General features: G+C 70.7%; 19 protein-coding genes and 1 pseudogene. 16 read left to right on the forward strand and 4 right to left on the reverse strand.

Features of this window, described 5'->3' with window-relative positions; translation table 11 throughout:
- Positions 1-21: 21 nt before the first annotated feature.
- Positions 22-1002 carry a ribose-phosphate diphosphokinase gene (locus tag KZX60_RS02585; RefSeq protein ID WP_248115460.1) on the forward strand — a complete coding sequence of 327 codons (981 nt, stop codon included), beginning with the start codon at positions 22-24 and terminating at the stop codon, positions 1000-1002.
- 2 nt (positions 1003-1004) lie between these two features.
- On the forward strand, positions 1005-1718 hold the full coding sequence (gene lepB / locus KZX60_RS02590; RefSeq protein ID WP_248115461.1) for a signal peptidase I: 714 nt from the start codon (positions 1005-1007) through the stop codon (positions 1716-1718).
- 72 nt (positions 1719-1790) lie between these two features.
- Here the strand turns inward: lepB and KZX60_RS02595 are convergent, their stop codons facing one another.
- Positions 1791-2930, reverse strand: a complete 1140-nt coding sequence (locus KZX60_RS02595) for a PqqD family protein (RefSeq protein WP_248115462.1) — start codon at positions 2928-2930, stop codon at positions 1791-1793.
- A 208-nt stretch (positions 2931-3138) separates the two neighbouring features.
- On the opposite strand from KZX60_RS02595, the gene KZX60_RS02600 reads away from it, so the two are divergent.
- The 12 genes and pseudogenes from KZX60_RS02600 (at position 3139) to KZX60_RS02655 (ending at position 16807) form a co-directional block, all read left to right on the forward strand.
- Positions 3139-4062 (forward strand): glycosyltransferase, encoded by a 924-nt coding sequence (locus tag KZX60_RS02600; protein ID WP_248115463.1) that lies wholly within the window; start codon positions 3139-3141, stop codon positions 4060-4062.
- Entirely contained in the window at positions 4059-5141 is a 1083-nt protein-coding gene (locus tag KZX60_RS02605; RefSeq protein WP_248115464.1) for a glycosyltransferase, read from the forward strand. The genes KZX60_RS02600 and KZX60_RS02605 overlap by 4 nt, the downstream gene beginning before the upstream one ends.
- Positions 5141-6277: an RNA-binding protein gene (locus KZX60_RS02610; RefSeq protein WP_248115465.1), complete on the forward strand. Its 1137-nt coding sequence runs from the start codon at positions 5141-5143 to the stop codon at positions 6275-6277. Before KZX60_RS02605 ends, KZX60_RS02610 begins: the two co-directional genes overlap by 1 nt.
- Positions 6274-7065 (forward strand): acylneuraminate cytidylyltransferase family protein, encoded by a 792-nt coding sequence (locus KZX60_RS02615; protein ID WP_248115466.1) that lies wholly within the window; start codon positions 6274-6276, stop codon positions 7063-7065. The genes KZX60_RS02610 and KZX60_RS02615 overlap by 4 nt, the downstream gene beginning before the upstream one ends.
- Complete coding sequence (locus tag KZX60_RS02620) at positions 7062-9305, forward strand: N-acetylneuraminate synthase family protein (RefSeq protein ID WP_248115467.1); 2244 nt, start codon at positions 7062-7064, stop codon at positions 9303-9305. Before KZX60_RS02615 ends, KZX60_RS02620 begins: the two co-directional genes overlap by 4 nt.
- Entirely contained in the window at positions 9296-10435 is a 1140-nt protein-coding gene (locus tag KZX60_RS02625) for a glycosyltransferase (RefSeq protein WP_248115468.1), read from the forward strand. Before KZX60_RS02620 ends, KZX60_RS02625 begins: the two co-directional genes overlap by 10 nt.
- A pseudogene (locus tag KZX60_RS02630) lies at positions 10432-11576 on the forward strand (acyltransferase). Before KZX60_RS02625 ends, KZX60_RS02630 begins: the two are co-directional and overlap by 4 nt.
- Positions 11573-12610, forward strand: coding sequence for a glycosyltransferase family 4 protein (locus KZX60_RS02635; protein ID WP_248115469.1), 1038 nt, complete (start codon positions 11573-11575; stop codon positions 12608-12610). The pseudogene KZX60_RS02630 and the gene KZX60_RS02635 overlap by 4 nt, the downstream one beginning before the upstream one ends.
- Positions 12611-12626: 16 nt before the next feature.
- Positions 12627-13589 (forward strand): glycosyltransferase, encoded by a 963-nt coding sequence (locus KZX60_RS02640; RefSeq protein WP_248115470.1) that lies wholly within the window; start codon positions 12627-12629, stop codon positions 13587-13589.
- Positions 13590-13598: 9 nt separating this feature from the next.
- A complete protein-coding gene (locus KZX60_RS02645) occupies positions 13599-14756 on the forward strand; it encodes a glycosyltransferase (RefSeq protein ID WP_248115471.1) in 1158 nt (385 codons plus the stop codon).
- Between the two features lie 10 nt (positions 14757-14766).
- Positions 14767-15555, forward strand: a complete 789-nt coding sequence (locus tag KZX60_RS02650; protein WP_248115472.1) for a glycosyltransferase — start codon at positions 14767-14769, stop codon at positions 15553-15555.
- A gap of 364 nt (positions 15556-15919) precedes the next feature.
- Positions 15920-16807: a glycosyltransferase family 4 protein gene (locus tag KZX60_RS02655; protein WP_248115473.1), complete on the forward strand. Its 888-nt coding sequence runs from the start codon at positions 15920-15922 to the stop codon at positions 16805-16807.
- On the opposite strand, the gene KZX60_RS02660 is transcribed toward KZX60_RS02655, so the two are convergent.
- Both KZX60_RS02660 and rfbA read right to left on the reverse strand, forming a co-directional pair.
- Positions 16779-18395, reverse strand: coding sequence for a glycosyltransferase family 39 protein (locus tag KZX60_RS02660; protein ID WP_248115474.1), 1617 nt, complete (start codon positions 18393-18395; stop codon positions 16779-16781). The two genes, KZX60_RS02655 and KZX60_RS02660, sit on opposite strands and share 29 nt — an antisense overlap.
- 7 nt (positions 18396-18402) lie before the next feature.
- Positions 18403-19272 (reverse strand): glucose-1-phosphate thymidylyltransferase RfbA, encoded by an 870-nt coding sequence (gene rfbA / locus KZX60_RS02665; protein ID WP_248115475.1) that lies wholly within the window; start codon positions 19270-19272, stop codon positions 18403-18405.
- Between the two features lie 169 nt (positions 19273-19441).
- On the opposite strand from rfbA, the gene KZX60_RS02670 reads away from it, so the two are divergent.
- Both KZX60_RS02670 and KZX60_RS02675 read left to right on the forward strand, forming a co-directional pair.
- On the forward strand, positions 19442-20284 hold the full coding sequence (locus tag KZX60_RS02670; RefSeq protein WP_248115476.1) for an alpha-1,2-fucosyltransferase: 843 nt from the start codon (positions 19442-19444) through the stop codon (positions 20282-20284).
- Between the two features lie 86 nt (positions 20285-20370).
- Entirely contained in the window at positions 20371-21441 is a 1071-nt protein-coding gene (locus tag KZX60_RS02675) for a glycosyltransferase (protein ID WP_248115477.1), read from the forward strand.
- Positions 21442-21445: 4 nt separating this feature from the next.
- Here KZX60_RS02675 and KZX60_RS12060 read toward each other — a convergent pair whose 3' ends face one another.
- Entirely contained in the window at positions 21446-23344 is a 1899-nt protein-coding gene (locus KZX60_RS12060) for a glycosyltransferase family 2 protein (RefSeq protein WP_248115478.1), read from the reverse strand.
- Between the last annotated feature and the right edge of the window lie 27 nt (positions 23345-23371).

The raw sequence follows: 23371 nt of genomic DNA on the forward strand, positions 1-23371 counted from the left end.
GCCACGGAGAGCAGGGACGTCATGAGTGAACTGAGCCGGAGCGAGGACAAGCGGCTGGTGTTGGCCACGGGGCGGGCACACCCCGAGCTCGCGCAGGAGATCGCCGATGCCCTGGGCACCGAGCTGCTGCCCATGAGCGCGTACGACTTCGCCAACGGGGAGATCTACGTCCGCTCGGGCGAGTCGGTGCGCGGCAAGGACGTCTTCGTCATCCAGTCCCACCCGGCGCCGCTGAACAACCACCTCATGGAGCAGCTCATCATGCTGGACTCCATGAAGCGCGCCTCGGCCCGCCGCATCAACGTGGTCTCCCCGTTCTACCCCTACGCCCGCCAGGACAAGAAGGGCCGCGGGCGCGAGCCCATCTCGGCCCGCCTGGTGGCGGACCTCTACAAGACCGCCGGTGCCTCGCGCATCATGAGCGTGGACCTGCACACCGCGCAGATCCAGGGCTTCTTCGACGGCCCGGTGGACCATCTCTTCGCCATCCCGCTGCTCGCGGACTACATCCGCGGCCAGGTGGAGGGGGAGAAGGTCACCGTGGTCTCCCCGGACACCGGCCGCGTGCGCGTGGCCGAGCAGTGGGCGGACCGCCTGGGTGGCGTGCCGCTCGCGTTCGTGCACAAGAGCCGCGACCTCACCACGCCGAACAAGGCCGAGTCCAAGACCGTGGTGGGCGACGTCGAGGGACGCGTGTGCGTGCTGATCGACGACATGATCGACACGGGCGGCACGATCGCCGGCGCTGTGCGCATCCTCAAGGACGCCGGCGCGAAGGACGTCATCATCGCCGCCACGCACGCCGTGTTCTCGGACCCGGCCGCGCAGCGCCTCGGCGACTCCGGGGCCCGCGAGATCGTGGTGACCAACACCCTGCCGATCCCGCCGGAGAAGCGCTTCGAGAAGCTCACCGTGCTCTCGATCGCCCCGCTGATCGCCCGCGCCATCCGCGAGGTGTTCGAGGACGGCTCCGTGACCAGCCTGTTCGACGGCGACGCCTGAGCATGACGGGTACCACGGCCGCCGCTGAGCCGAAGCACGCCCGCCTGCCCGGATGGCTGGCGGTGCTGCTGAACGTGGCCGTCGCGATCATCGTGGTGGCGGTGGTCCAGGCGTTCTGGGTGAAGGTCTACTCCGTGCCGTCGGGCTCGATGGAGAACACCCTGGAGATCGGGGACCGCATGCTGGTGAACCGGACCGCCTACCCGGACGGCAGGGCGGAGCAGCAGGACGTGGTGGTGTTCAACGCCAACGAGGACTGGGCCCAGGAGATGCCCGAGGACGGCCCGCTCGAGGCCGTGGTGCGTGGATTCGGCGATCTCACGGGCATCGGCCGCTCCCATGAGCAGGCGCTCGTGAAGCGCGTCATCGGTGAGGCCGGGCAGACGGTCTCCTGCTGCACCTCGGCCGGCCAGGTGGTGGTGGACGGCTCGCCCCAGGACGAGCCGTACGTGTACGGGGACCTGCCGTTCGTGCCCGGCCGGCTCGACTGCGAGTCCGACGTGGTCTCGTCGCGGTGCTTCGGCCCCGTGACCGTCCCCGCGGACTCCATGCTCGTGATGGGCGACCACCGCTCGAACTCCGCCGACTCCGTGATCGCCTGCCGGGGCACCGTGGGGGAGCAGACCGACGGCTGCGCCCGCTTCGTGCGGCGTGACGACATCGTGGGGAAGGTGTTCACCACGGTGTGGCCGCCCTCGAACTGGGGCGGGCACTGAGCCGTCCGTGGACACGACGGCGGGCCGTCACCCTCGAGGGGTGGCGGCCCGCGGCGCGCTGTGGGCAGAGGGTCATTCGGCGCGGAGGAGTCCTTGCTCGGAGAGCTGGGCCACCGCTGCCTCCACTCTGTCGGCGGCGTCTGGGGGCACGGGCCCGTTGCTGCTCAGCCGGTCGAGGATCTCCTCCGGCGTGAGGGGCTCCGTCAAGAGGAACCAGATCGCCGGTCCGAGCCCTGCGAGCATCACGAGCTCGGTGTCGTGCAGCAGCACGAGGGTGTGGTCGGCGGTGAGGATGCCGTCGTCGGCTCCGCGGCGGCGGATGCGCCGGGGGTCCGTGCTGGGCTCGCCCGCATCCGTCGGGGAGGTCGGGGACGTCGGCTCGCTCGAAGGAGCCAGCTCGTCGTCCTCCAGCGGATCCCATGACCGGTCGAGCCGGACCGGAGCATCGTCGAGGAGCTCCTCCAGCACCGGGCGGAGTCCCTCCGCCTCGGTGTAGACCAGGCGGTGGGCGCCGCCCACGCGGTCCAGGACGCCGCACAGCGTCACGAGGCCGCGGGGCAGCTGCGAGAGGGAGGACGTCTGCGGCACCAGCAGCTGCAGCGCCTCCAGCAGGGGAAGGGGCTCCGCCCGGGCGGGCACGTCCTCCGTCGCATCGCGCACGCGGTCCAGCACGGCCACACACCGCACCGTGCCCGGCACGGTCGGCCCCAGACCGAGTCCGTCCGGTCCCACTTGGTGCTTCGGACGCACGCCGGCGTCCCCCAGCAGGGAGAGCGGCTTGGCGTACGGGGTCACCCCCAGGTCTGCGGGATCCACGATGGCCGTCTCGTCGGTGAGGTAGGCGAAGTGGGGGCCGAGGCGTCGTGTCGCGGTGGTCTTCCCCGTGCCGGAGGCGGCGGCCAGCACGACGGCGGCGCCCGTCTCCGGGACGGCGAGGCAGGCGCCGTGGAACATCAGGTGGGTGCCGCGGCAGGAGCCGATCGCCGCGGACGTGGCCGCGTACACGATCGACTCGTGGAAGACGTCCCAGTCCTGACCCTCGGCCCGTTCGAGGTCGGCGGCGGCCGGGGTGGGGATCGGGGTGGGGCTGCACCGGGACCAGTCACGGCACAGCGTCTCGCTGGCGGTCTCGTCGAGGCCGCTCACCGTCAGGGTGTCCAGGCCTGCCGTCAGGCGCAGGGAGCGGGGCGTCCCGGCATCAGAGGTGGGCATCGAGGTCTCCCATTCGGCAGCGGGGCGAAGGTCACGGCGAGCGACCGCCTCCCTCCGGCACGGGCCCGAGAGGCGAGTCCAGTCTACGGAGTGCCTGCGGGGCCCGGGGCCGGCGCCCGCTGGCCGCCGGCCGCCGACGCCCCGCCGCCTATACTGGAGCCGCAGCGTGCACCCTTCGCGCCGCTGAGTCTGCCTGCCGGAGGACCCCATGCCTGAGATCGTCCCCGAACCGTCCGTCACGGTGGTGATCCCGCACTACGGGGACCCGGCTCCCACGGCGGCACTCGCTGCCTCCCTCCTGGAGGCCCGGTCCACCTGCCTGGCCGGCGTCGTCGTCGCCGATGACGCCTCGCCCGTGCCCTACCCGGGCAGCGACGACGCCCGCCTCACCGTGGTGCGTCGTCCCGCCAACGGGGGCTTCGGCGCGAACGTGAACACCGGTCTGGCCGAGGTCCGCACGGAGTACGCCCTCGTGCTCAACTCGGACGCGCTCATCACGGGCGAGCAGATCGACGCGCTCGTGGCCGCTGCGGCACCGTTCCAGCCGGCCGTGGTGAGTCCGCAGGTGGTGAATGAGGACGGGACACCTCAGTGGTCCGGGCGTCACTTCCCCACGGTGCTGCACCAGACCGTGGAATGGCTCACTCCGCTCGCCCGGTTCCGCCACCTGCCCCTGCTGCACGAGGCCGTGGGCCATGACGTGCACGCGGCTGAGGCCACCGGGCCCGTGCCCGTGGACTGGGTGATGGGCGCCGTGCTGCTGCTGCCGATGGCCGAGGTCCGCGCGGTGGGGGGCTTCGACGAGGCCTACTTCATGAACTCCGAGGAGGTGGACCTCCAGCAGCGGCTCCGCCGGCGGGGGATCCCCTCGATCGTGATTCCCACCATCCACGTCACGCATGGCCTGCACGGCTCCTCGGATCCGCTGCGGCGTCGCGCGTGGCTCGTGGACTCGCGGTTCCGCTATGCCCGCAAGTTCGGCCGGCCGCGCGCGCTCAGGGCCGCGCTCACCGCGGCCACGGGTGCCAACCTCGCCGTCAACGCCCTTCGGCAGGCCCGGGGCACGGACGTGGACGCGCGCCGTGTGGCGAAGGACGAGCTGCGCCTGATCTGGCGGGGGACCCGCCGATGACCGCCCGCACCTACACCGTCCTCGCGCCCCTGGGCTCCACTCCCGCCCGCGTCGGCGTGCCCGCAGGGCGCCGCACCGAGCGCTTGTTCCTCGTCTCGCCCGCCTTCCACGGCTATCACCGCTCCATCGCCCGCGCGTGGGCGCAGCAGGGCTTCGACGTCACGGTGCACTGCTACGACGCGTACGTCACCCCTGCCATGAAGCTGCGCAACAAGGCCCTCCTGGAGCTGCCGCAGAGGGTCGGCATGGACCGCACGGCCGCCCGCGTCGCGTGGGACACCCAGCGGGCGGTCGCCGCCCTGCGCGAGGCCAAGCCCGACCGCGTGCTCGTCATCAAGGGCGACTCCCTCGGCGAGCAGTTCTGGGACGAAGTCCGAGCGCTCGGCGTGCCCCGCATGCTGTGGCTCTACGACGACCTCCACCGTCACGACTACTCCCTGGACTTCCTGCGCACCGTGGGTCCCGTGCTGAGCTATGCCCGCTCCGAGGCGGACGAGCTCACGGCCGACGGCGTGGACGCCCACTATCTGCCCAACGGCTTCGACCCGGACCTGGAGGTGCCGTCCCTCGAACGGAGGGATGAGCTCGTGTTCGTGGGCTCGCGCTACCCCAACCGTGTGGAGCTGCTCGAACGCCTCGCCGCCGCGGGCGTCCCCGTGCGCGCCTACGGCCGGCAGTGGAGCCACCACCCCGTGGACCGTCTGCGCACGTGGGAGCTGGCCCGGCCGGACCTGCCGGCCGAACGGGACATCCCTCTCAACGAGGCGTACGCCGTGCAGGCGGCCGCCGCGGGCGCCATCAACATCCACGGCCTGCAGGCCGGCCATGCGATGCGCACCTTCGAGGTGCCCGGCATGGGTGGGCTCCAACTGGTGGACCGGGCGGACGTGGCGGAGTTCTACGAGCCCGGCGCGGAGGTCCTCGTGTTCGAGAGCCCCGAGCACCTCGTGGAGCTGGGCTCCCGCGCGGTGCGCGAGCCCGCGTGGGGCGAGCGCATCCGCGCCGCCGGCCGCCGCCGCTCCCACGCGGAGCACACCTTCGCGCACCGCGCCGCCGCCGCGCAGGACTGGTGGACCTGATGGCCGGCGGCGCTGACGCCCCCCTGTTCTGGAGGCCCGAGGACCTGCCCCGGTGGCAGCGGTGGCAACGGGCCCAGTGGCCGGCCTCGCGGCGCGCTGCGGACGCCGCGCGCTCTGCCATCCGTGCCGCCCGGGGCACCGCGGCCGGCGCCGAGAGCCCGATGCTGATGCTCCCCGAGGGGGAGGTTCACTCGCTCGTGGCGCTGGAGTCCTTCGGCCCCACGCAGCTCGCCGCGCTGGCCGCGCCCGTCGCGGCCCTGCCGCCGGAGGCTGCCGCCGGCGTCGGATGGGTCCTCCCCGGGGAGGCCACCGCGGAGCAGATCGCGGCGTTGCCGGGGGCACGGACCCCGGGCGTGCGCCTGACGCCGATCCCTGCGGCCGCTGGGCCGTTGCTGCTGCCCCGCCTCGCAGGGCTGCGCCGCGTGCTGGTGGCGGGGGAGTACCTGTCCTCTGGCCGCGCGGCCGTGCGCTGGGCCCGCGAGCGCGGCGCCGAGGTGGCGGTGGTGCAGCACGGACTGCTCGCCGTCTCCACCCCGCCGGTGCCTCGCGAGAGCACGCTCTACGCCTTCACCTCCGAGGACGCCGCGTGGTGGACGCAGGGCCGCGCCGACGTGCGCGTCCGCGCGGTCGGGTCCGCCCTCCTGGAGGACGCCCGTCGGACTGCGGCGCACCGGCCCGCCGGCCCCGACGCCGCGGGCCCCGGCGTCTTCCTCGGCCAGCTGCACGGCGCCGAGCTGCCCCGTGCTGACTTCGCCCGGGCGGCGGAGGACTACATCCGCGTCACCGGTGCCGTGTACCGCCCGCATCCGGCCGAGAAGGACCGACTCTCCCGTGCGCAGCACGCCCGCTGGGAGGCGCAGGGCATCACGGTCGACCGCTCCGACGTCCCGCTCACGCAGACCACGGGCCCCGTGGTCTCGGTCTTCTCCACGGGCGTGCTGGAGGCGGCGCAGTCGGGCCGGCCCGCGTGGGTCACGCACCCCGACCCGCCGGCGTGGCTCGAGGGGTTCTGGGAGCGCTACGGCATGCGCCGCTGGAGACCGGGCCACCGGCCCGATCCCACGCCGCCGCTGGCTTCGCCCACGCCCGATCCCGCCGCCGCCATCGCGGCCGACCTCTGGAGGAGCGCCTCATGAGCATCCTGTGCGTCATCCCCGTGCGCGGCGGCTCCCGCGGCCTGCCGGGCAAGAACGTCCGCCTGCTCGGCGGCCACCCGCTCGTGGCGTGGACCATTCAGTCCGCGCTCGAGGCGGAGGCGGACCTGCATGTGGTGGTCTCCACGGACTCCGAGGAGATCGCCGAGGTGGCCACGCGCTACGGCGCGGACGTGCCGGGCCTGCGTCCGGCCCACCTGGCCCAGGACTCGACCCCCACCGAGCCCGTGATCGAGCACGTGCTCGCGGCCGAGCGCGCGGCCGGCGTCGAACCCGAGGGCGTGATGCTGCTCCAGGCCACCAGCCCGCTGCGCCTGCCCGGCACGCTGGACCGCGCCGTCGCGCAGTTCCGCGCCACCGGCGTGGACTCCCTCGTCGGCGTCGTGCCGGTCTCCCCGTTCGTGTGGCGCCATGCACCGGACCCGGCGGCGGCCCCCATCCCGGACTTCGACGTCACGCACCGCAAGCGCCGTCAGGACATGACGCGCACGGACCTGCGCTTCCGGGAGAACGGCTCGCTCTACCTGACGAAGCCGTGGGTGTACGACGAGCTCCACAACCGCCTCGGCGGCCGGATCGGCATGCTGGAGCTGGACGACCTCGAGGGAGTGGACATCGACACCGAGCTCGACTTCGCCCTCGCAGAGCAGCAGATGGACCAGTACCTGGCCGTGCACAAGGTGCTGCAGAAGCACCCCGACCTCGGTGCCCCGCGCACCGCCGAGACCCCCACCACCGGCCCGAACCGCACCCTCGGAGGCACGCAGTGATCATCGAACGCAGGCTCACCCCCTATCTCGTCTTCCCCGAGGACTCGCTCCTGGCCGCCCTGCAGAAGATGACCGACAACCGCGAGCGCACCGTGTTCGTGGTGGACTCCCACGGCTTCCTCGTCGGCTCGCTGACGGACGGGGACGTGCGCCGCTGGCTGGTGGCGCGGCCGGAGGCGTCGCTGGACGTGGCCGCGGCCGACGTCGCCCATCGCGACCCGGCGACGGCGCCCCTGGGCGCCTCCCCGGCCGAGATGCGCGAGGCCCTGCCCACCGGGGCGCTGCACCTGCCGCTGTTGGACGAGCGCGGCCGCCTGACGGCCCTGGCGATCAACCGGGAGGCGGAGCTGCGGATCGGCGGGCACCGGATCGGGGAGGGCCACCCGGCGTTCCTGATCGCGGAGATCGGCAACAACCATCAGGGCGATGTGGACCTGGCCCGCCGTCTCGTGGACCTGGCCGTCGTGGCGGGCGCGGACGCCGTGAAGTTCCAGCTGCGGGACATGGACGCCCTGTACCGGCAGTCCGGTGCGGCCACCGCCGGTGAGGACCTGGGGGCCCAGCGCACCCTGGACGAGCTGGCCAAGTTCTCGCTCTCCGCCGAGGACATGGTGCGGGTGTTCGACCACGTCCGGGACGCCGGTGTCGCCCTGATGTGCACCCCGTGGGACGCCCCGTCCATGCGGGTGCTGCGCGAGTACCCGGTGGACGGCGTGAAGATCGCCTCGGCGGACCTGACGAACCACGGTCTGCTGCGGGACGCGGCCGCCTCCGGCCTGCCGATGGTGCTCTCCACCGGCATGTCCCGGGAGGAGGAGATCCGCGAGGCGGCGGCCCTGGTGCGCTCCTCCGGCGTCCCCTTCGCGATGCTGCACGCCCAGTCCACGTACCCCGCCCCCTACAAGGACGTGAATCTGGCCTACCTGGACCGGCTCGCGGAGATCGCGCAGACGCCGGTGGGCTACTCGGGCCACGAGCGCGGCTTCCACGTGGCCCTGGCCGCGGTGGCCCGGGGCGCCGCGATCATCGAGAAGCACTTCACCGTGGACCGCGGGCTCGAGGGCAACGACCACAAGGTCTCCCTGCTGCCGGAGGAGTTCGCGCAGATGGTGCGGCAGACCCGGGACATCGAGGAGTCGATCGGCGTCGGGAACGAGCGCGTGGTCTCCACGGGCGAGGCGATGAACCGCATCAACCTGGCCAAGTCCCTGGTGGCGGCCCGTCCGCTGCGGGCCGGCGCCACGATCACCGCGGACGACGTGACCGTGAAGTCCCCGGGCCGCGGCCTGCAGCCCAACGAGCTGCCGCGCCTGGTCGGCCGCACGTTGCACCGCGAGATGGCCGAGGGCGACTTCTTCTTCGCCGGCGACCTCACGGACACGGTGCCCACCGGGCGCCAGTTTCAGTTCCGGCGCCCCTGGGGCCTACCGGTGCGCTATCACGACGTCGCGGCGCTGACGAAGGACTGCACCCCGGACTTCCTGGAGTTCCACTTCTCCTACAAGGACCTCGAGATCGACATCGACTCGGTGTTCACCGAGCCCATGCCGATGGGCTTCACCACCCACCTGCCGGACATCTTCTCCGGCGACTTCCTCGTGGACCTGGCCAGCGACGACGACGCCGTGTGGGAGCGCTCGATCGTCGAGGTGCAGCGCACGATCGACATCACCCGGGACCTGAAGCGCTGGTTCCCGTCCGAGGAGGAGCCCATCATGGTCATCACCATGGGCGGGTTCACCCTGGACCGGCACATCCGCCCGGAGGAGCGGCTGCCGAAGTACGAGCGCATCGCCGAGGCCGTGAAGCGCCTGGACACCTCCGGCATCCGGATCGCCGCGCAGACGCTGCCGCCGTTCCCATGGTTGATGGGCGGTCAGCAGTACCACAACCTCTTCATGGACCCGGACGACACCGTGGCGTTCGTGGAGGCCACGGGGGTGCCCCTGTGCTTGGACATCTCCCACTCCAAGCTCTCGGCCACGTTCCTGGGGATCCCCTTCTCGGAGATGGTGGAGAAGCTGACCCCGCACACCATCCACCTGCACCTCGTGGACGCCACCGGTGTGGACGGGGAGGGGCCGCAGATCGGAGAGGGCGACGTCGACTGGCCCGTGCTGTGCGAGCAGCTGGACCGCCTGGCGCCCGGGGTGAGCTTCATCCCGGAGATCTGGCAGGGCCACATCAACAACGGCGAGGGCTTCTGGACGGCCCTGGACCGCCTGGAGCAGTGGCTGTGATCCCGGAGGCGGCGACGACCACCCCGGCCCCGCTGACGCTCTGGGTGGTGCCCGTCGCCGACCTCGGCGGCGTGGCCCGGCACGTCCTCGACGTCGCACGCGTCGGCCTGCCCGGCCTGCGGCTGGGGGTGCTCTGCCCCGAGGGGCCGCTCGCCGAGCGCCTGCGCGAGCAGGGCGCGGCGGTGTTCACGGGGGACGTCGGGCCCGACGCCGGCCTGGCCGCCTCGGTGCGCACGCTCCGCACGGCGGTGCGCACCCTGCGCCCGGCCGCGGTCCACACGCACCTGGCCTACGCCGACCTCGCGGCCTTCACGGCGCTGGGCGCGGGGCGGGCCCTGCGGCGGGCCGGTGCGCCGGCGCTGCTCAGCACCGAGCACGGGATCGCCCCGGACGACGGGCTGTACAACCGCGCCGCGGCGGCCCGGGTGAAGAACGCCGCGCACCGCGCCCGGCTGCGCGGCACGGACCTCGTGATCGCGGTGGCGCAGTCCACCGCGGACGTGCTGCGCCGCAAATGGGGCGCGGGGGCGCCCCTCACCGTGGTGCGCAACGGCGTGGACGGGCCCGCGGTGCGCGCCGCGGCCGCGGGGCAGCGGCGCGCACCGGGGGAGGGGTTGCGGATCCTCTCCCTGTCCCGGCTGGCCCCCGAGAAGAACCTCGACCGGCTGATCGCCGCACTGCCCGCCCTGCTGGAGCGCGACCCCGGGGCGCGGTTGACGTTGGCCGGCACCGGGCCGCTCGCGGCGGCGCTGCGTGCGCAGGCCGAGGACCTCGGCGTCGCGGATGCGGTCGACCTGCCCGGCTTCGTGGAGCCGTGGGGCACCATGGCCGAGCACGACGTGCTGGTGCAGCTCTCCTCTTGGGAGAACCTCAGCTACACCCTGCTCGACGCCGCGGCCGCCGGCCTGCCCGCCGTCGCCACGGATGTGGGCGGCAACGGAGAGATCCTGCCGCCTGAGCGCCTGGTCCACGAGACCACCCCGGCGGCCATCGCTGACGCCGTCGTGCGTGCCGCGGCCGACGGCCCGGGCGAGGTGCGCGTGGGCGACGTGGAGACCATGGCTCGGGCCACCGCCGAGGCGACCCTCGAGGTGCTCGGGCGCCGGGCGGGGAAGGGCGGGCACCGATGACCGCGGCAAGCCCGAACGAGCCGGGATCGGCGTCGGTGGCCCCGGCCGAGAAGCGAGTGCCGGGGCCCCGGTTCCGGGAGCTGGACGGCCTTCGGGGGATCGCGGCGCTGGCCGTGGTGTTCTCGCACTTCGGCGGGACGCACAATTTCCACTACCGCGACGATCCCCCGGCTTTTCATGACTTCGTCTGGGGTGGCACGGGGGTCCAGCTGTTTTTTTTATCAGCGGTTTCGTGATCCTCATGACCGCGCGCCGTGCCTCGCGTCCCAGCGATTTCGTCATCTCCCGAGTGGCGCGGCTGTACCCGCCGTACTGGCTCTCGCTTGCATTCGCCGTGGTGATCCTCGCCCTCGTTCAGGTGCCGGGGTACTCGCTGAGTCCGGGGCAGATCTTCGTCAATCTCACGATGGTCCAACGATGGTTGCTGGTCGACGATGTGGTCGACGTCTACTGGACCCTGGCGGTCGAGATGCAGTTCTACGCACTTGTCTTGACCCTCCTCATCCTCAGCCGGTGTCGCCTGTCGGACCGTCTGGTCCTGTGGGCATGCCTGGGTTGGTCTGTGTTGTCCTGGACGGTGGTGGCTGTGACTTCACAGGCCGCGGCGCCACGCCCAGCGGGGGACCCCACGTGGGTCAAACTCGTCAACAACATCACTGTTGCCGAGTATGCGCCCATGTTCGTCCTGGGCATGGTGGTGTTCCTGGCACGGGAGACGGGTCGCCACCGACGAGCGGTGGCCGCAGCCTATGCATCGGCTGTCGTGAGCCCCTTCGTCTTGCGCGACATGACCCTTGGTCTCTGGGTGCTGGCAGCGGCGACCCTGTTCACTGCTGTGGCCCTCCGACGAAGGACGTGGCTCCTCACAACGCCGCCCTTCCAGTTCTACGGCCGGATCAGCTACTCCCTGTACATCATCCACGTCATTCCCGGTTATCTGGTCATCCATGCTCTATGGCCATACGTAGGCCGGAACATGGCCATGCTCGTGGCCTTGGCCGTGGTCTCCGTACTCGCCTGGGCCCTGCAGAGGTACGGCGAGGAGCACCTCGGCCGCGCGGCCAAGCGGGGGCTGACCCGCGTCCGCTCCATCATGGACGCGCGGACCGGACATCCCCGATCCCGGGAGCCGGCCCGATGAACGGACGCATCTGGATCCTGGCGAACCAGGGTGAGGTGGGCGGCGGCGAGGTGATGCTGCACCACCTCGCCACGGCCCTGCGCGAGATCGGGCGGGACGTGGGCGTCGTGGCCCCGGCGCACCCGGCCGAGACCGCCGATCGCCTGGCCGCGGACGGCTTCGACGTGGTCCGACTGGGTGGGCCCGGACGCCTGGGGTATCTGCGCGCTCTCCGCGCCTGGGACCGTGGCCGAGGCGGGGACGACGTCGCGTGGTGCAACGGGCTGCTGCCGGCGACGGCGCTGGCCGGTCGGCCGCGCCGGATCGTGCACCTGCACCAGGTGCCCGAGAAGCCGCTTCTGCGCGTGTTCTCCGCCCTGGCGCGTCCCGGTGCGCTCGCGGTCCTCGTGCCCTCCCGATTCGCGGCGGACCGCATCCGCGGGGCCCGCGTGCTCCACAACTGGGTCCCGGCCCCGACGGCACCGCAGACAGGGCGGGCCCGCGGTGCCGATGAGCCGGTGACCGTGGGATTCCTCGGCCGGCTGTCCGAGGACAAGGGCATCGTGACCCTGCTGGAGGCCGCCGCGCTGCTGCGGAAGACCGACCCGGGTGCTTTCGTGTTCCGCGTCGCGGGGGAGAGCCGGTTCGTGGCGGATGACGAGGCCGAGCGGCTCGCCACCGCCCTGAAGACGGCGGGCGAGGACGTCCAGGTGCTCGGCTGGCAGGACACCGCCGAGTTCCTGGCCACCGTGGACGTGCTGGCCGTACCGTCTCATGTGGCGGAGTCATTCGGCCTGGTGACGGCCGAGGCGATGGCCGCGGGCGTTCCGGTGGTGGCTTCCGATGCGGGGGCCGTTCCCGAGGTGGTCGGCAGCGGGCACCCCTTCGTTGTTCCGCAGCGGGACGCTGCCGCGCTCGCGGACTGCCTGCGGGCCGTGCGCGCGGTCGATCTGGGGGCGGTGGCCCATTCCCAGCGGCGCCGCTGGGAGTCGCTGTTCTCACCTGAGGCCGGCCGCGCCGCCGTCGCCGAGCTCCTGGATGACCTGTCCCTATGACCCCCGCGGAGGACTCATGACCGAGACACCCCTGACCCCCGAGGCCAGCGTGATCGTCCCCAGCCGGGGCGGAGCCCAGCGGCTGCCGCGCCTGATCGGCGCGCTCGCCGCGCAGGAGGACGCCCCGCCGTTCGAGGTCCACGTGGTCGTGGACGGGGACGTGGACGGGTCGGAAGCGGTGCTCGCCAAGTTGGCCGCGGAACATCCGGGCCTGGACCTGAGCTGGACCGTCTTCCCCGAGAACCGCGGACGGGTCGCCGCGCTCAACGCAGGTGCCGACGCGACGTCCGGCCGCATCCTCATCCGGGCCGACGACGACTTGGAGCCCGGACCTCACTACATCCGGGACCACGTGGCCGCCCACTCGGGCGGGCCCGGCGGAGCGATCGGGCTTTACTTGAACGTCCTGGAGCCCACCCCGTATCAGCGCGCCTACGGTGACGCTCAGGACGTCCTGCACCGCGAACACGCGTATGCGCTGCCGGCGGATCAGCAGTGGCGGCACTGGGCCGGCAACGTGTCCGTCCCCCGTGCCCTGCACCAGCAGAGCGGCGGCTACGACCCGGACTACCGACAGTACGGGTGGGAGGACATCGACTACGGCTACCGGCTGCACGCGGCAGGCTATCCCGTGGTGATCCGCCCCGAGCTGGAGACGCGGCACCACGCCGCCGCCGTGACGACGCACTCGAAGGCGGTGCGGGCCTTGCACGGCACGGCCGCGCGGAACCTGTTCGTGAGCAAGCACGGGGCAGCACCGCTCGGCACCATCGGTGCTCCGCGAGGCGTGTGGGGTGCTGCCGTGCGCCTGGTGGCGTTGGGCACCACCGAAGCCACGCTCACGCGCTCCAGTGCGTTGATCGACGCCGTCGCGGACCACCTGCCCCGGGGGCTCGCCCGTCGACTCATCGCCCTCCAGGTGGAGGGTGCCGCCGAGGCCGGACGGGCCCACCCCCACCGCGCGCAACGGGCCATCTGAGGGGACACGATGTCGGAACAGACCCCCGCAAAGATCGCCATCGCCCACGACTACCTCACCCAGAAGGGCGGGGCGGAACGGGTGGTGCTCGCCCTGCACCGGATGTGGCCGGACGCGCCCATCTACACGACGTTCTACGACCCCGAGGGAACCTTCCCGGAGTTCAAGGACGCGCACATCATCACCTCACCCCTGAACCGGGTGGGGCTCCTGCGGACGGACCCGCGGAGAGCACTGCCGCTGCTGCCCCTGGCCTCCTCGCTGATGCACGTGAAGGAACCGGTCGCCGTCGTCTCAACCTCCGGCTGGGCGCACGGATTCCGCTACGACGGCGCCACGCTCGTCTACTGCCACACGCCCGCGCGCTGGGTGTACCTGCTGGACGACTACCTGGGCGAGGGAGGTCGGAACAGCATCAAGGGCCGGATCGCCCGCGTCCTGCGCCCGGGTCTGCGCGGGTGGGACCGCGCGGCCGTCCGGCGCCGATCACGCTACGTGGCCAACTCGACCGTGGTGAAGCGTCGCATCGAGGACGTCTACGGGATGAGGGAGGTGCCGATCGTCTTCCCCCCGCATTCGGTGGACGTGGACGGGCCGCAGGAGGCCATTCCCGGGGCTGAACGGATCGCAGAGGAAGGCTACCTGCTCTCGGTGGCCCGGCTCATGCCCTACAAGCATGTGGACGTGACGATCCAGGCCGCTGAACGGACCGGGCAGAACCTGCTGGTGATCGGCAAAGGGCCGGAGGAGGCCCGTCTGAAGGAGATGGCGGGGCCAAATGTGGTCTTCGGCCAGGATCTCAGCGACGCCCAGCTGCGCTGGGCCTACGCCCACGCCACGGCACTCGTGGCGGCCAGCCATGAGGACTTCGGCATCACCCCGCTGGAGGCGAGTGCGTGGGGCGTGCCGACGGTGGCGTTGCGTGCAGGCGGCTACCTGGACACGATCGCGGAGGGTGTGAACGGGACATTCGTGGCGGGACCCCGAGTGGACGCGGTGGCGGAGGGGGTGAGGAGGGTCCGGGCAGCCGAGTGGGATCGCCTGGCCATGCGTAGGCATGCGGGGAGGTTCTCCGAGCAGGAGTTCGCGGCAGCCATCCTGGAGGAGATCGAGTTCCTCGGTTCGGGGAGTCCTCTGCCGATGAACCGCGCAGGGAATTGGTCTTAAGCTGATGCCCATGCGCGCCCCCGGCACCGGCCGATTCTCGGTCATCATCCCCACGCTCCAACGGTCGGACGACCTGGACGCGCTGGTCCGTCAGTGTGCGGAGCACGACGACGTCCTTGAAGTGCTCGTGATCAACAACGCGCCCTCCCCTCTCAGCTGGCCCTCGCCGAAAGTGCGCGTCTTCCAGCAGGAGGAGAACATCTTCGTGAACCCGGCATGGAATCTGGGGGCCGCGGCGGCTCAGGGCGAGTACCTGGCCATCGTCAACGACGACGTGCTGTTCAGCGACGACGTCTTCCCCTACGCGGCCCGGCTGTTGGCCGACGGGAATGTCGGATTGGTGGAACCTTCTCCACGTGCCTTCGGCCGTTTCGCCGGTGGTCGGATCAGACACCGGCTGGCATCGGACTACTCCCTGCGCCGTGGGTTCGGCACCTGCATGATGCTCCGTCGGGAGGACTATGTGCCGATCCCGGAGAGCATCAAGGTGTGGGGCGGCGATTCGTGGCTCCTGCTCGTCCAGAAGTACCCGAGTGTCGAGCTTCTGGGGCCACGGTTCCGCACCGAGATGTCCACGACCGCACGATCGCCTGAATTCCAAGCTTTCCGGCGGCAGGAAGCTGAGGAATCCTTCCGGATCCTGGCTCCGTTGGTCGGAACGCGTCAGTGGCATGCCGCTGCAGGGCGCCTGGCTCGCCGACACGCGCGCGAGGCCGAGGTCGTCGGCAAGGCCTCTCGGGCGGTGGATCTCATCGGACGTCTGCGTCATGGCCGGGGCTCTTCCACAGTGAGACGCTGACAGCACGCGCCGAGCCCCTGCGTGCCCCACCCCCGGCTCTGGCTCGAGGAGTTGCCACGTGACGGCCGTGCGCCGTCCCCGACCTGAGGAGCACCCCCGAATGATCTCAACACCACGAGGTGGAGCACCCCTCACCGTTGCGGTGGCCTACCCCGGAGACCCGACTGATCCGCGCCACTGGTCCGGGACCCCTGCCGGGCTTGTGGCAGGACTCCGTGCTGCCGACGTCGATGTCCGCCCGGTGGACCTCACGCCTCCGGCGGCTGTGGCGCGGGTGTGGACGCGGGCCGTGGCTGGCCGGCTCCGCCCATCGCCAGAGCACCTGCTCGGGGTGACCCGGCAGGGCGCTCCGTATGCGCAGTTGGTGAGTGCCGTCGCTCGCCTGCGCATCCCCCGGGACGTCCATGCGGTGCTGCAGATCGGCACGGGTTACCGCGTGGAGCATCCCGTGGTGGCGACCTTCGAGGACATGACGGTGGCCCAGGCGCGGCGCCACCGATGGGGCCCGTTCGCATCTCTGCCAGCCCGCGTCGCCGAAGGGCGTGAGAGGCTGCAGCGGCGGGCATATGAGGACGCTGCTGTGTGCTTCATGGCCACGCGCTGGTCCGCACGCTCAGTGGTGGAGGACTACGGTATCGACCCGGCGAAGGTCTGTGCGACGGGACTTGGCATCAACCGTGCGGCGCCTGCCCCGTCGGAGCGGAACTGGCAGACGCCGACCTTCCTCTTCGTCGGCAACGACTGGGCGCGCAAGAATGGTGAGATGGTCCTCCGAGCCTTCCGGGCGGTGCGCCGTCTTCACCCGCAGGCTCGGCTCCACCTGGTCGGCCACGGGATTCCAGGAGTCCAAGAGCCCGGCGTCCGGGTCCACGGGCCGATGCCGATGGGAGACCCGGCGGCGCAGGCCCGGCTTGCCGCCCTCTTCGGGCAGTCCACCTGCCTCGTGGTCCCCAGCCGTCTCGAACCGGCTGGCATCGTCTACGCCGAGGCCGCCAGTGCAGGGATGCCCTCGATCGGATCCACCGTCGGCGGTGCCGCAGACATGATCGGGGGAGGGGGAGAAGTCGTGGATCCCGAGGACGCCGGTGCCCTCACCGCGGCGATGCTGAGGATGGCGGATCCCGCGGCGGCCCGAGCGGCGGGAGAGCGCGCCCAGGCTCATGCACGCACTCTCACATGGGCCGCGGTGGGCGAGGTGGTCGCAGACCGGCTCCGGTTGGAGGTCAGCGGCACGCGGGCAGTCGTTCGATGAGAACCTGGTCGCGGCCCGCCACGAGGTAGCGGGAATAGGGGACGGAGGTGACGTCGGAGGTCTCTCCGGTGGGCGTGGCGAGCGATACGAGCGCACATTGCCGCGAATCCTCGAAGAGGGTCCAGCCGCCGAGTGCCTCGTCTCGAACCGGCTGCGGGGCCACAGCGGAGGACGAGTGGTAGCCGACCCAGGCGAAACCGGCGTCGACGTCCCTCGGATCCATACCCTCGGCCACGAGGGATTCTGCCGCACGCCACGCCGCGCCCGTGCTGGTCCAGGTGTGGAGGGCGATGGCCGCTGAACCCAGACTCACGAAGGCCAGGGCGCTGACTGCCAGGAGGGTCCGCACCCGGTCCAGGCGCACTCCACGCAGTGCCAGGATCGCCAGGGGTGCGATCACCGGATAGAAATAGCGTTCGAAGATCCCTTGACCGCTCAACGTCTGAAGGAAGGTCCCGCCCAGGTACAGGGCGATGAAGAGGACCAGCAGTGCCGTCTGGCCATGACCCCAGGTCATGCGCCCACGTCCCACCCGCCGTGACAGGAGGAGAACGTCACTCGTGCGCAGGGCGAGGGCCACGAGGGCGACCACCGCCAGGAGGCCAGCGCCCCAGAAATACGCCTGCGGGAGGGTCTCGCGTGTGCCGTAGAACATCGCCAGGTAGGCGCCGTCAAGGGTGAAGTAGTTGCCCAACAGCATGCCGGGCCCCAGCAGTCCGAGCAGGGCTCCTCCGGCCAAGGCGGCGGCCGCGCCCATGAGGATCCGAGTCTTCCCGCCAGCCCGACGGAGCGTTCCCAGCAGAACCGGCGAAGAGACGAAGAGAAGTGTCATGGACCCCATAGCGGTGCCGCGCAGGGCGTAGCCCAGCCCCAGCCCGAGCTGCGGAGGATCGTCCCCCGCCTGGGAGCGGCGCCATACTTCGAAGACTATGACGAGCGTGAGGGCGAGGAAACTGATGAGCGCGCTCGTTGCGCGACGATCCCTGCGGTATGCCAATCCGGCCGCGAGTACGGCGACGAGTGCGGCCAGGGCCTGCTCGCGGACCGTGACGCCCCATAGTCCGAATCCGGCAGCCAGCGCCAGATGAAGGGGCCTCCCTGCACTGATGAACCGTGAGCCGAAGTAGAGGGCCCCGGAGATCCCTGCCATCATCGGCACGTCTGTCATGTATGACGTGCTCAGAAGCGCGAAGCCGGGTGCTGCGCCCACGGTCGCCGCCACCAGCGCGGCGGCCCGACGCCCGAGGAACTGGCGGGCGAGAGCGTAGCTGAAGCCCACCACGGCGCTGCCGCACGCCATGACGAACAGGTGCTGTGCCACGATGCTGGCACCGAGGGGCCCGAGCGGTGCCATCATCCCCACCATCGCTGCGCGATTGAAGCCGATCAGCTGCAGCGTCCCCGTCTCGGCGAGCGTTGCCGCGATCCGTGAGTGCGCCCACGAGTCGTTGTGGGGGATCCAGAGGGCGCCGGCGGCGGCAGCGGCGGCGGCCGGGAGGCCGATGGTCAGCACCACGAGGGCGAGGACGATGCCGACGTTGGTCGAGTGCCGGGCGCCGGAGGGGCGATGGAAGGCAGCGCCGCTCATGACCGGCTCAGTGATCCGAGTCGAGGAGTTCGAGCAGGTAGGCGCCGTAGCCGGACTTCACCAGTGGGATCGCCCGTTCCCGGAGCTCGTCGTCAGAGAGGAACCCCTGGCGCCAGGCCACCTCCTCCGGAGCGCTCACCTTGAGGCCCTGGCGGGAGTCGATCGTGCGGATGAAGTTGGAGGCGTCATTGAGGTCGCGGAACGTGCCGGTGTCCAGCCAGGCGGTGCCTCGGGGGAGCACCTCCACATTGAGGGCTCCCCGCTGGAGGTAGGTGCGGTTGACGTCGGTGATCTCCAGCTCGCCCCGGCTGGACGGCTTCAGGCTCTTGGCGATCTCCACGACGTCGTTGTCATAGAAGTAGAGGCCGGGGACGGCGTAGTTGCTCTTGGGCTCTGCGGGCTTCTCCTCGAGGGAGATGGCCTTGCCCGTCCCATCGAACTCGACGACGCCGTAGGCCGTGGGATCGGCAACCCAGTAGCCGAAGACCGTGGCCCCGTCCACTTCCGTGTGACGCCGAAGTTGCTGGCCCATGCCGGGGCCGTAGAAGATGTTGTCACCAAGGACGAGGGCAACTTTTTCCGCGCCGATGTGCTTCTCGCCGAGGATGAAGGCCTGGGCCAGGCCATCCGGCGAAGGCTGCTGGACGTAGGTCAAAGAGACGCCGAACTTCGATCCATCGCCCAGGAGCCGCTGGAACTGCTCCGTGTCCTGGGGGGTGGTGATGATCAGGATGTCTCGGATGCCCGCCAGGATCAGCGTGGACAAGGGGTAGTAGATCATCGGCTTGTCGTACACCGGCACGAGCTGCTTGGAGATGCCGTGGGTGATGGGGTGCAGACGAGAACCGGTGCCTCCGGCCAGGATGATGCCCTTCATGGGCACGACTGTAGCGGGCGCTTGGAGCCGTGGGCGCCCGCCATGCGACAATCGGGGGTGTTGCGTATCGGCCCCCTGGGGCCCCATGCGACCCGTGGCCTTGGAACCGCCGGCACCATGAATGGCAGGCCACTCCCCATGACCGTGTTCCCCACGGAAGGCGACGTCCATGCGCATCTCCCACGCCCCCCGTCATCTCGCCGCCTTGGCGCTGAGGACAGTGCGTCATCGCGAGCCCGCGGTGATCTGGGGCAACGAACCGATGAACGGGGGCAACTTCCTCTTCTTGTGGGCCACCGCGTGGGCCAGGCACCGCGCGACCGGGACGACGTGGGTGGTGCGATACAAGCCCAAGATGCAGCCCTGGCTCCAGGAGTTCCCGGCGTTGTGGCGTCTCACGGTCAAGGAAGAGGATGTCTCCTTCCTCCAGCCGCGCACCGTGGAGTGGGGGCACGACATCAACGAGGACTTCCTCTACCCGGACCTCAAGGCGTTCTGCAGGGAGGTCCTCCTCGCGGGGTCGGACTTCCCCCGGCGTTGGGGCACGGTGGTGCCTGATGCGACGGTGGTGAATGTCCGGCGGGGCGACTACTACAGCGTTCCCGAGCACCGCGCGAAGTACGGGATGAACATCCGCGGTTATCTCTCGGCTGCACTGCGGGCCTTGGGGGCCCCGGCCGACTCGCCGGTGGTCCTGGTCTCCGACGACCCGGCGTGGTGCGTCGAGAACCTCAGCGACCTCTTCGGGGATGCATCCGTGACCACGATGCCGGAACCGCATGACATGTTCCAGGATCTCGCCCAGCTCTCGGCGGCGAGGCGTCTGATCCTGGCCAACTCCACCTTCTCCTATTGGGCGGGGTACCTTGCGACCTCACGCCCCAGGGGGGAACGTCCGGAGCGGGTGGTGGCGCCGCTGTTCTTCGGCCGCCACTACCCCTACGGCGAGTCTGCTCTGCTCCTTCCCGAGTGGCTGGCGATTCCCGCTGACGAATACGAGCAGGAGCGGTGATGGGTCCCTCCCACCGATCTCCTCAGTCGGCCCGGCTGGGCTATGTGCTCCCCGGCCCTGTCCTGACCCACGGGGACAGTGTCCTGATGGAGGCGCGCGGCTACTCGGCTCTGGAAGCGACGGCGCGTCATTGGCCGGGGGAATTGGTGGTGATCGCCCCCGCTGTCATCTCGGTGGACACCCCCATGCTGCGGGCGCACTCGCGCATCGCCTTCTCGGATCTCCCCTTCGCCGTGGTGGAGGCGGAGCCTGAACCAGAGGCCATCGATGCCCAGGGCTTGGACTTGGTCACGGGCCTGCTGGCCGCGCCGTGGCGTGGTCTCACGGCGGCACGGACCCCTGCGGTGCTGACCGCGGAGGTGAACTACGGGATCCGGTTGGGGATCTACCGGGCGACACTGAAGGGGCTGCCCCTGGCCCGGGCGGCCGTCGGGCTGGTGAGGGTCGAGCGGGGGATCCGGGAGCAGGCGCGTGCCGCCCGGTCATTGCAGTGCAATGGTCCTGCAGCGATCAAGACCTACGGGCCCCTCACCGCGGATCCCTTGCCCTACATGGACCACCGCATCACGCGGGCCGACGTCCACGCCGCGAATGGTGTCGAGGCGTGGAACGGGGATCGCCCCCTGAGGCTGGCGTTCTCTGGCCGCCTCGATCCCATCAAGGGGCCGCAATACGCAGTGGAGCTGGCACGGCGCGCCCGGTCGGCAGGACTGCCTGTCGAGTTCAGCGTCTTCGGCAGCGGACCCCTTGAGGAGGACCTGCGGGCAGGGGCTGAGGCGTGGATGGAGTTCCGAGGGTTCCGGGACTTCCGCACCCACTGGCTCGACGACGTCCGCCAAGGCGTGGATCTCATGGTGTTGCCGCATCAGCAAGGCGACCCGTCATGCACCTATGTCGAGGCGCTGGGATCTGGGGCCCCTGTGCTCGGCTTCCACAACGCCACTCTCACGCCGCTCGTGCGGGAGCATGGGATCGGGTGGGCGACCCGCCGCGGTGACGTGGAGGGCCTGCTGCAGCAGCTGGTCCGCATCCTGGACGATCCCGCCCTCCTCCAGCGGGCCCGGCGTGCAGGCCTCGATCTCGTGGGACGGAACGACTTCGAGTCGACGACTGCACGCCGGGTGGCCCATCTGCGGCGTCATGCCGCCGTGATGTGAGCCTCTATCTCCTGTGCAGGAGAGCGCGTGCGGTGTGGGCCATCGCGCGAAGGGGGGATGCCGCACCGGTGCGCGCTTCCCGCATCTTGGCGAGGACCTCGCAACGGGGCATCCCGGTGGCGGAGGCTCGCTTGGCCAGCTCCCATCGACGGGCGCGCGCGTCTTCGCGGGCTTCGAGGGAGGTGCCTTCCTCCGCATGCAGGAGGGCCGCGTACATGGACCGGATGAAGCGCGGGCTGCTGTGCGCGAATCCGGTCGTCCCCAGCGACGATTCGAGACGGCGGACGGACACGAGCGGTTCCTCCGTGTAGACGAACCTGTGCCGAGCCGACAGTCGCATCAGCAGCTCGAAATCCTCATAGAACAGGTCTTCTGCATAGCCCCCGGAGGTGCGCAGCACCTCTGTGCGCATGAAGAAAGATGCGGCGGGGATCCAGTTCGCCCGGACGAGGCAGGCCTGTGTGTCGGAACTGCGAGCCGGTTCTTCCGGCCAGGGGAATTCGACACGAGACGTCTCATGGAGGACGCGGGATTCCCCGTCGATGACAGACGCGTCGCTGTACGCCAGCGCTACCTCGGGGCCGCTGTTGCGCAACAGGTCCTCATGGATCTCGATCCGTGTCGGAGCCATGGTGTCGTCAGCCGCGATGTAGGTGACGAACTCCGTGGTGACCTGCGCCAACAGACGGTTGAGCGTCCGATTCAATCCCAGGTTCGTCGTTTGGGGGATGTACCGCCAGGTCGTCGGCGCACCGGACAGGAACTCCTGCACTATGGCCTCGGTGGCTGTGGCTCCTGGAGAGGCGTCGTCCGTGATGAGCACGGCTGCTGGCTGGCGCGTCTGCCGCCGGATGCTTTCCAACGTCTCCAGAATGTAGTCCTGGTGGTTGTACGCGACGACGAGGACAGTGGTTCCGACGCATGCCGGAGGGGCCGTCCGCTGGAGGGGAGAATCACCGGGACTGTTGAGACCGAGGCCGACGTGGCTGGCCGGGCTGTGACGCAGGATGCGATGCTGCAGCCACCCTTCCGTCAGACCCCAGGCCGCAGCCCCGCGGTCCAGGACCCCGGGCCAGTCTCGGCGCTTGATCCCGAGCGCCATGGCGCCCGCCGCTCCGACCGCCTTCCCGAGTTCGACGAGCGGGGGCCGGCGGAATTCCGTGGCATCCGCCCACGCCCCACGGGTGGCTGCGACCTGGGCCAGCGCGCGGCCGGCCTTGCGACGTGTTCGTATGCGGGCCACGGGGCGCCCCGGGCGTGCATACAGGATGCTCATGGCGCCGCAGTCGAAGACGGGCACTCCTGCCCGATGCAGTCGCAGCCCGAGGTCGTTGTCCTCCCCTCCGTCCACCAGGGCGGCGTCGAAGCCCCCCACCCGCAGCAGCACCTCCCGCCGGGCGGCGAAGTTCCCACCCATGAGGGCCGGGCCGAGCGAGCCCCTGCCTGCGAGTCTCGGAGGAATCGGGCGGGTCTCCTCTTCAAGGAGCTTCTGGCGTTCCTCTCGGGAGAGTCCAGCGAGTTCGACGTCGTCCCTGACGACGACCCCCCCGGACACCACCGGGTATTGGGCAAGCAGTTCCACGGCGGTACGTGTCCATTCAGGATGGACGAGGTCGTCGTCGTCGCAGAAGGCGAGGAAGGGAGCTTGGGCCGCGGCGATGCCCCTGTTGCGAGCGTAGGCGGCACCGCGTGTCTCCATTGCATCGATGCAACGGAGCACGGCAGCCGTCTGGTTGAGTCTGGCTACCCACTGCCGGAGCCATGGGTTGCCGCCGTTGTCGCAGAGGAGGATCTCCATCCGCGGCGCATTCCGTTGCTCGATCAGTGCTTGGACCTGTTCTCGAAGGCTCTCGCCGCTGTGGCTGCAGGGGATGATGACGGAAAGGATGGGGCTGTTCGACACCGAGGTCCCTTTCGAAAGGCGAGTGGG

It is taken from the genome of Micrococcus sp. EYE_212 (genome assembly GCF_023147585.1).
Lineage (GTDB): Bacteria > Actinomycetota > Actinomycetes > Actinomycetales > Micrococcaceae > Micrococcus.

What these genes read in the sequence shown, in the direction of transcription:
- KZX60_RS02675 (WP_248115477.1), top strand. Translation starts at nt 20,371, where the DNA reads ATGGAGGCGCGCGGCTACTCGGCTCTGGAAGCGACGGCGCGTCATTGG.
- KZX60_RS02635 (WP_248115469.1), top strand. Translation starts at nt 11,573, where the DNA reads ATGAACGGACGCATCTGGATCCTGGCGAACCAGGGTGAGGTGGGCGGC.
- KZX60_RS02660 (WP_248115474.1), bottom strand. Translation starts at nt 18,395, where the DNA reads ATGAGCGGCGCTGCCTTCCATCGCCCCTCCGGCGCCCGGCACTCGACC.
- KZX60_RS02650 (WP_248115472.1), top strand. Translation starts at nt 14,767, where the DNA reads ATGCGCGCCCCCGGCACCGGCCGATTCTCGGTCATCATCCCCACGCTC.
- KZX60_RS02605 (WP_248115464.1), top strand. Translation starts at nt 4,059, where the DNA reads ATGACCGCCCGCACCTACACCGTCCTCGCGCCCCTGGGCTCCACTCCC.
- KZX60_RS02610 (WP_248115465.1), top strand. Translation starts at nt 5,141, where the DNA reads ATGGCCGGCGGCGCTGACGCCCCCCTGTTCTGGAGGCCCGAGGACCTG.
- KZX60_RS02585 (WP_248115460.1), top strand. Translation starts at nt 22, where the DNA reads ATGAGTGAACTGAGCCGGAGCGAGGACAAGCGGCTGGTGTTGGCCACG.
- KZX60_RS02645 (WP_248115471.1), top strand. Translation starts at nt 13,599, where the DNA reads ATGTCGGAACAGACCCCCGCAAAGATCGCCATCGCCCACGACTACCTC.
- KZX60_RS02640 (WP_248115470.1), top strand. Translation starts at nt 12,627, where the DNA reads ATGACCGAGACACCCCTGACCCCCGAGGCCAGCGTGATCGTCCCCAGC.
- rfbA (WP_248115475.1), bottom strand. Translation starts at nt 19,272, where the DNA reads ATGAAGGGCATCATCCTGGCCGGAGGCACCGGTTCTCGTCTGCACCCC.
- KZX60_RS02615 (WP_248115466.1), top strand. Translation starts at nt 6,274, where the DNA reads ATGAGCATCCTGTGCGTCATCCCCGTGCGCGGCGGCTCCCGCGGCCTG.
- KZX60_RS02600 (WP_248115463.1), top strand. Translation starts at nt 3,139, where the DNA reads ATGCCTGAGATCGTCCCCGAACCGTCCGTCACGGTGGTGATCCCGCAC.
- KZX60_RS02670 (WP_248115476.1), top strand. Translation starts at nt 19,442, where the DNA reads ATGCGCATCTCCCACGCCCCCCGTCATCTCGCCGCCTTGGCGCTGAGG.
- lepB (WP_248115461.1), top strand. Translation starts at nt 1,005, where the DNA reads ATGACGGGTACCACGGCCGCCGCTGAGCCGAAGCACGCCCGCCTGCCC.
- KZX60_RS02595 (WP_248115462.1), bottom strand. Translation starts at nt 2,930, where the DNA reads ATGCCCACCTCTGATGCCGGGACGCCCCGCTCCCTGCGCCTGACGGCA.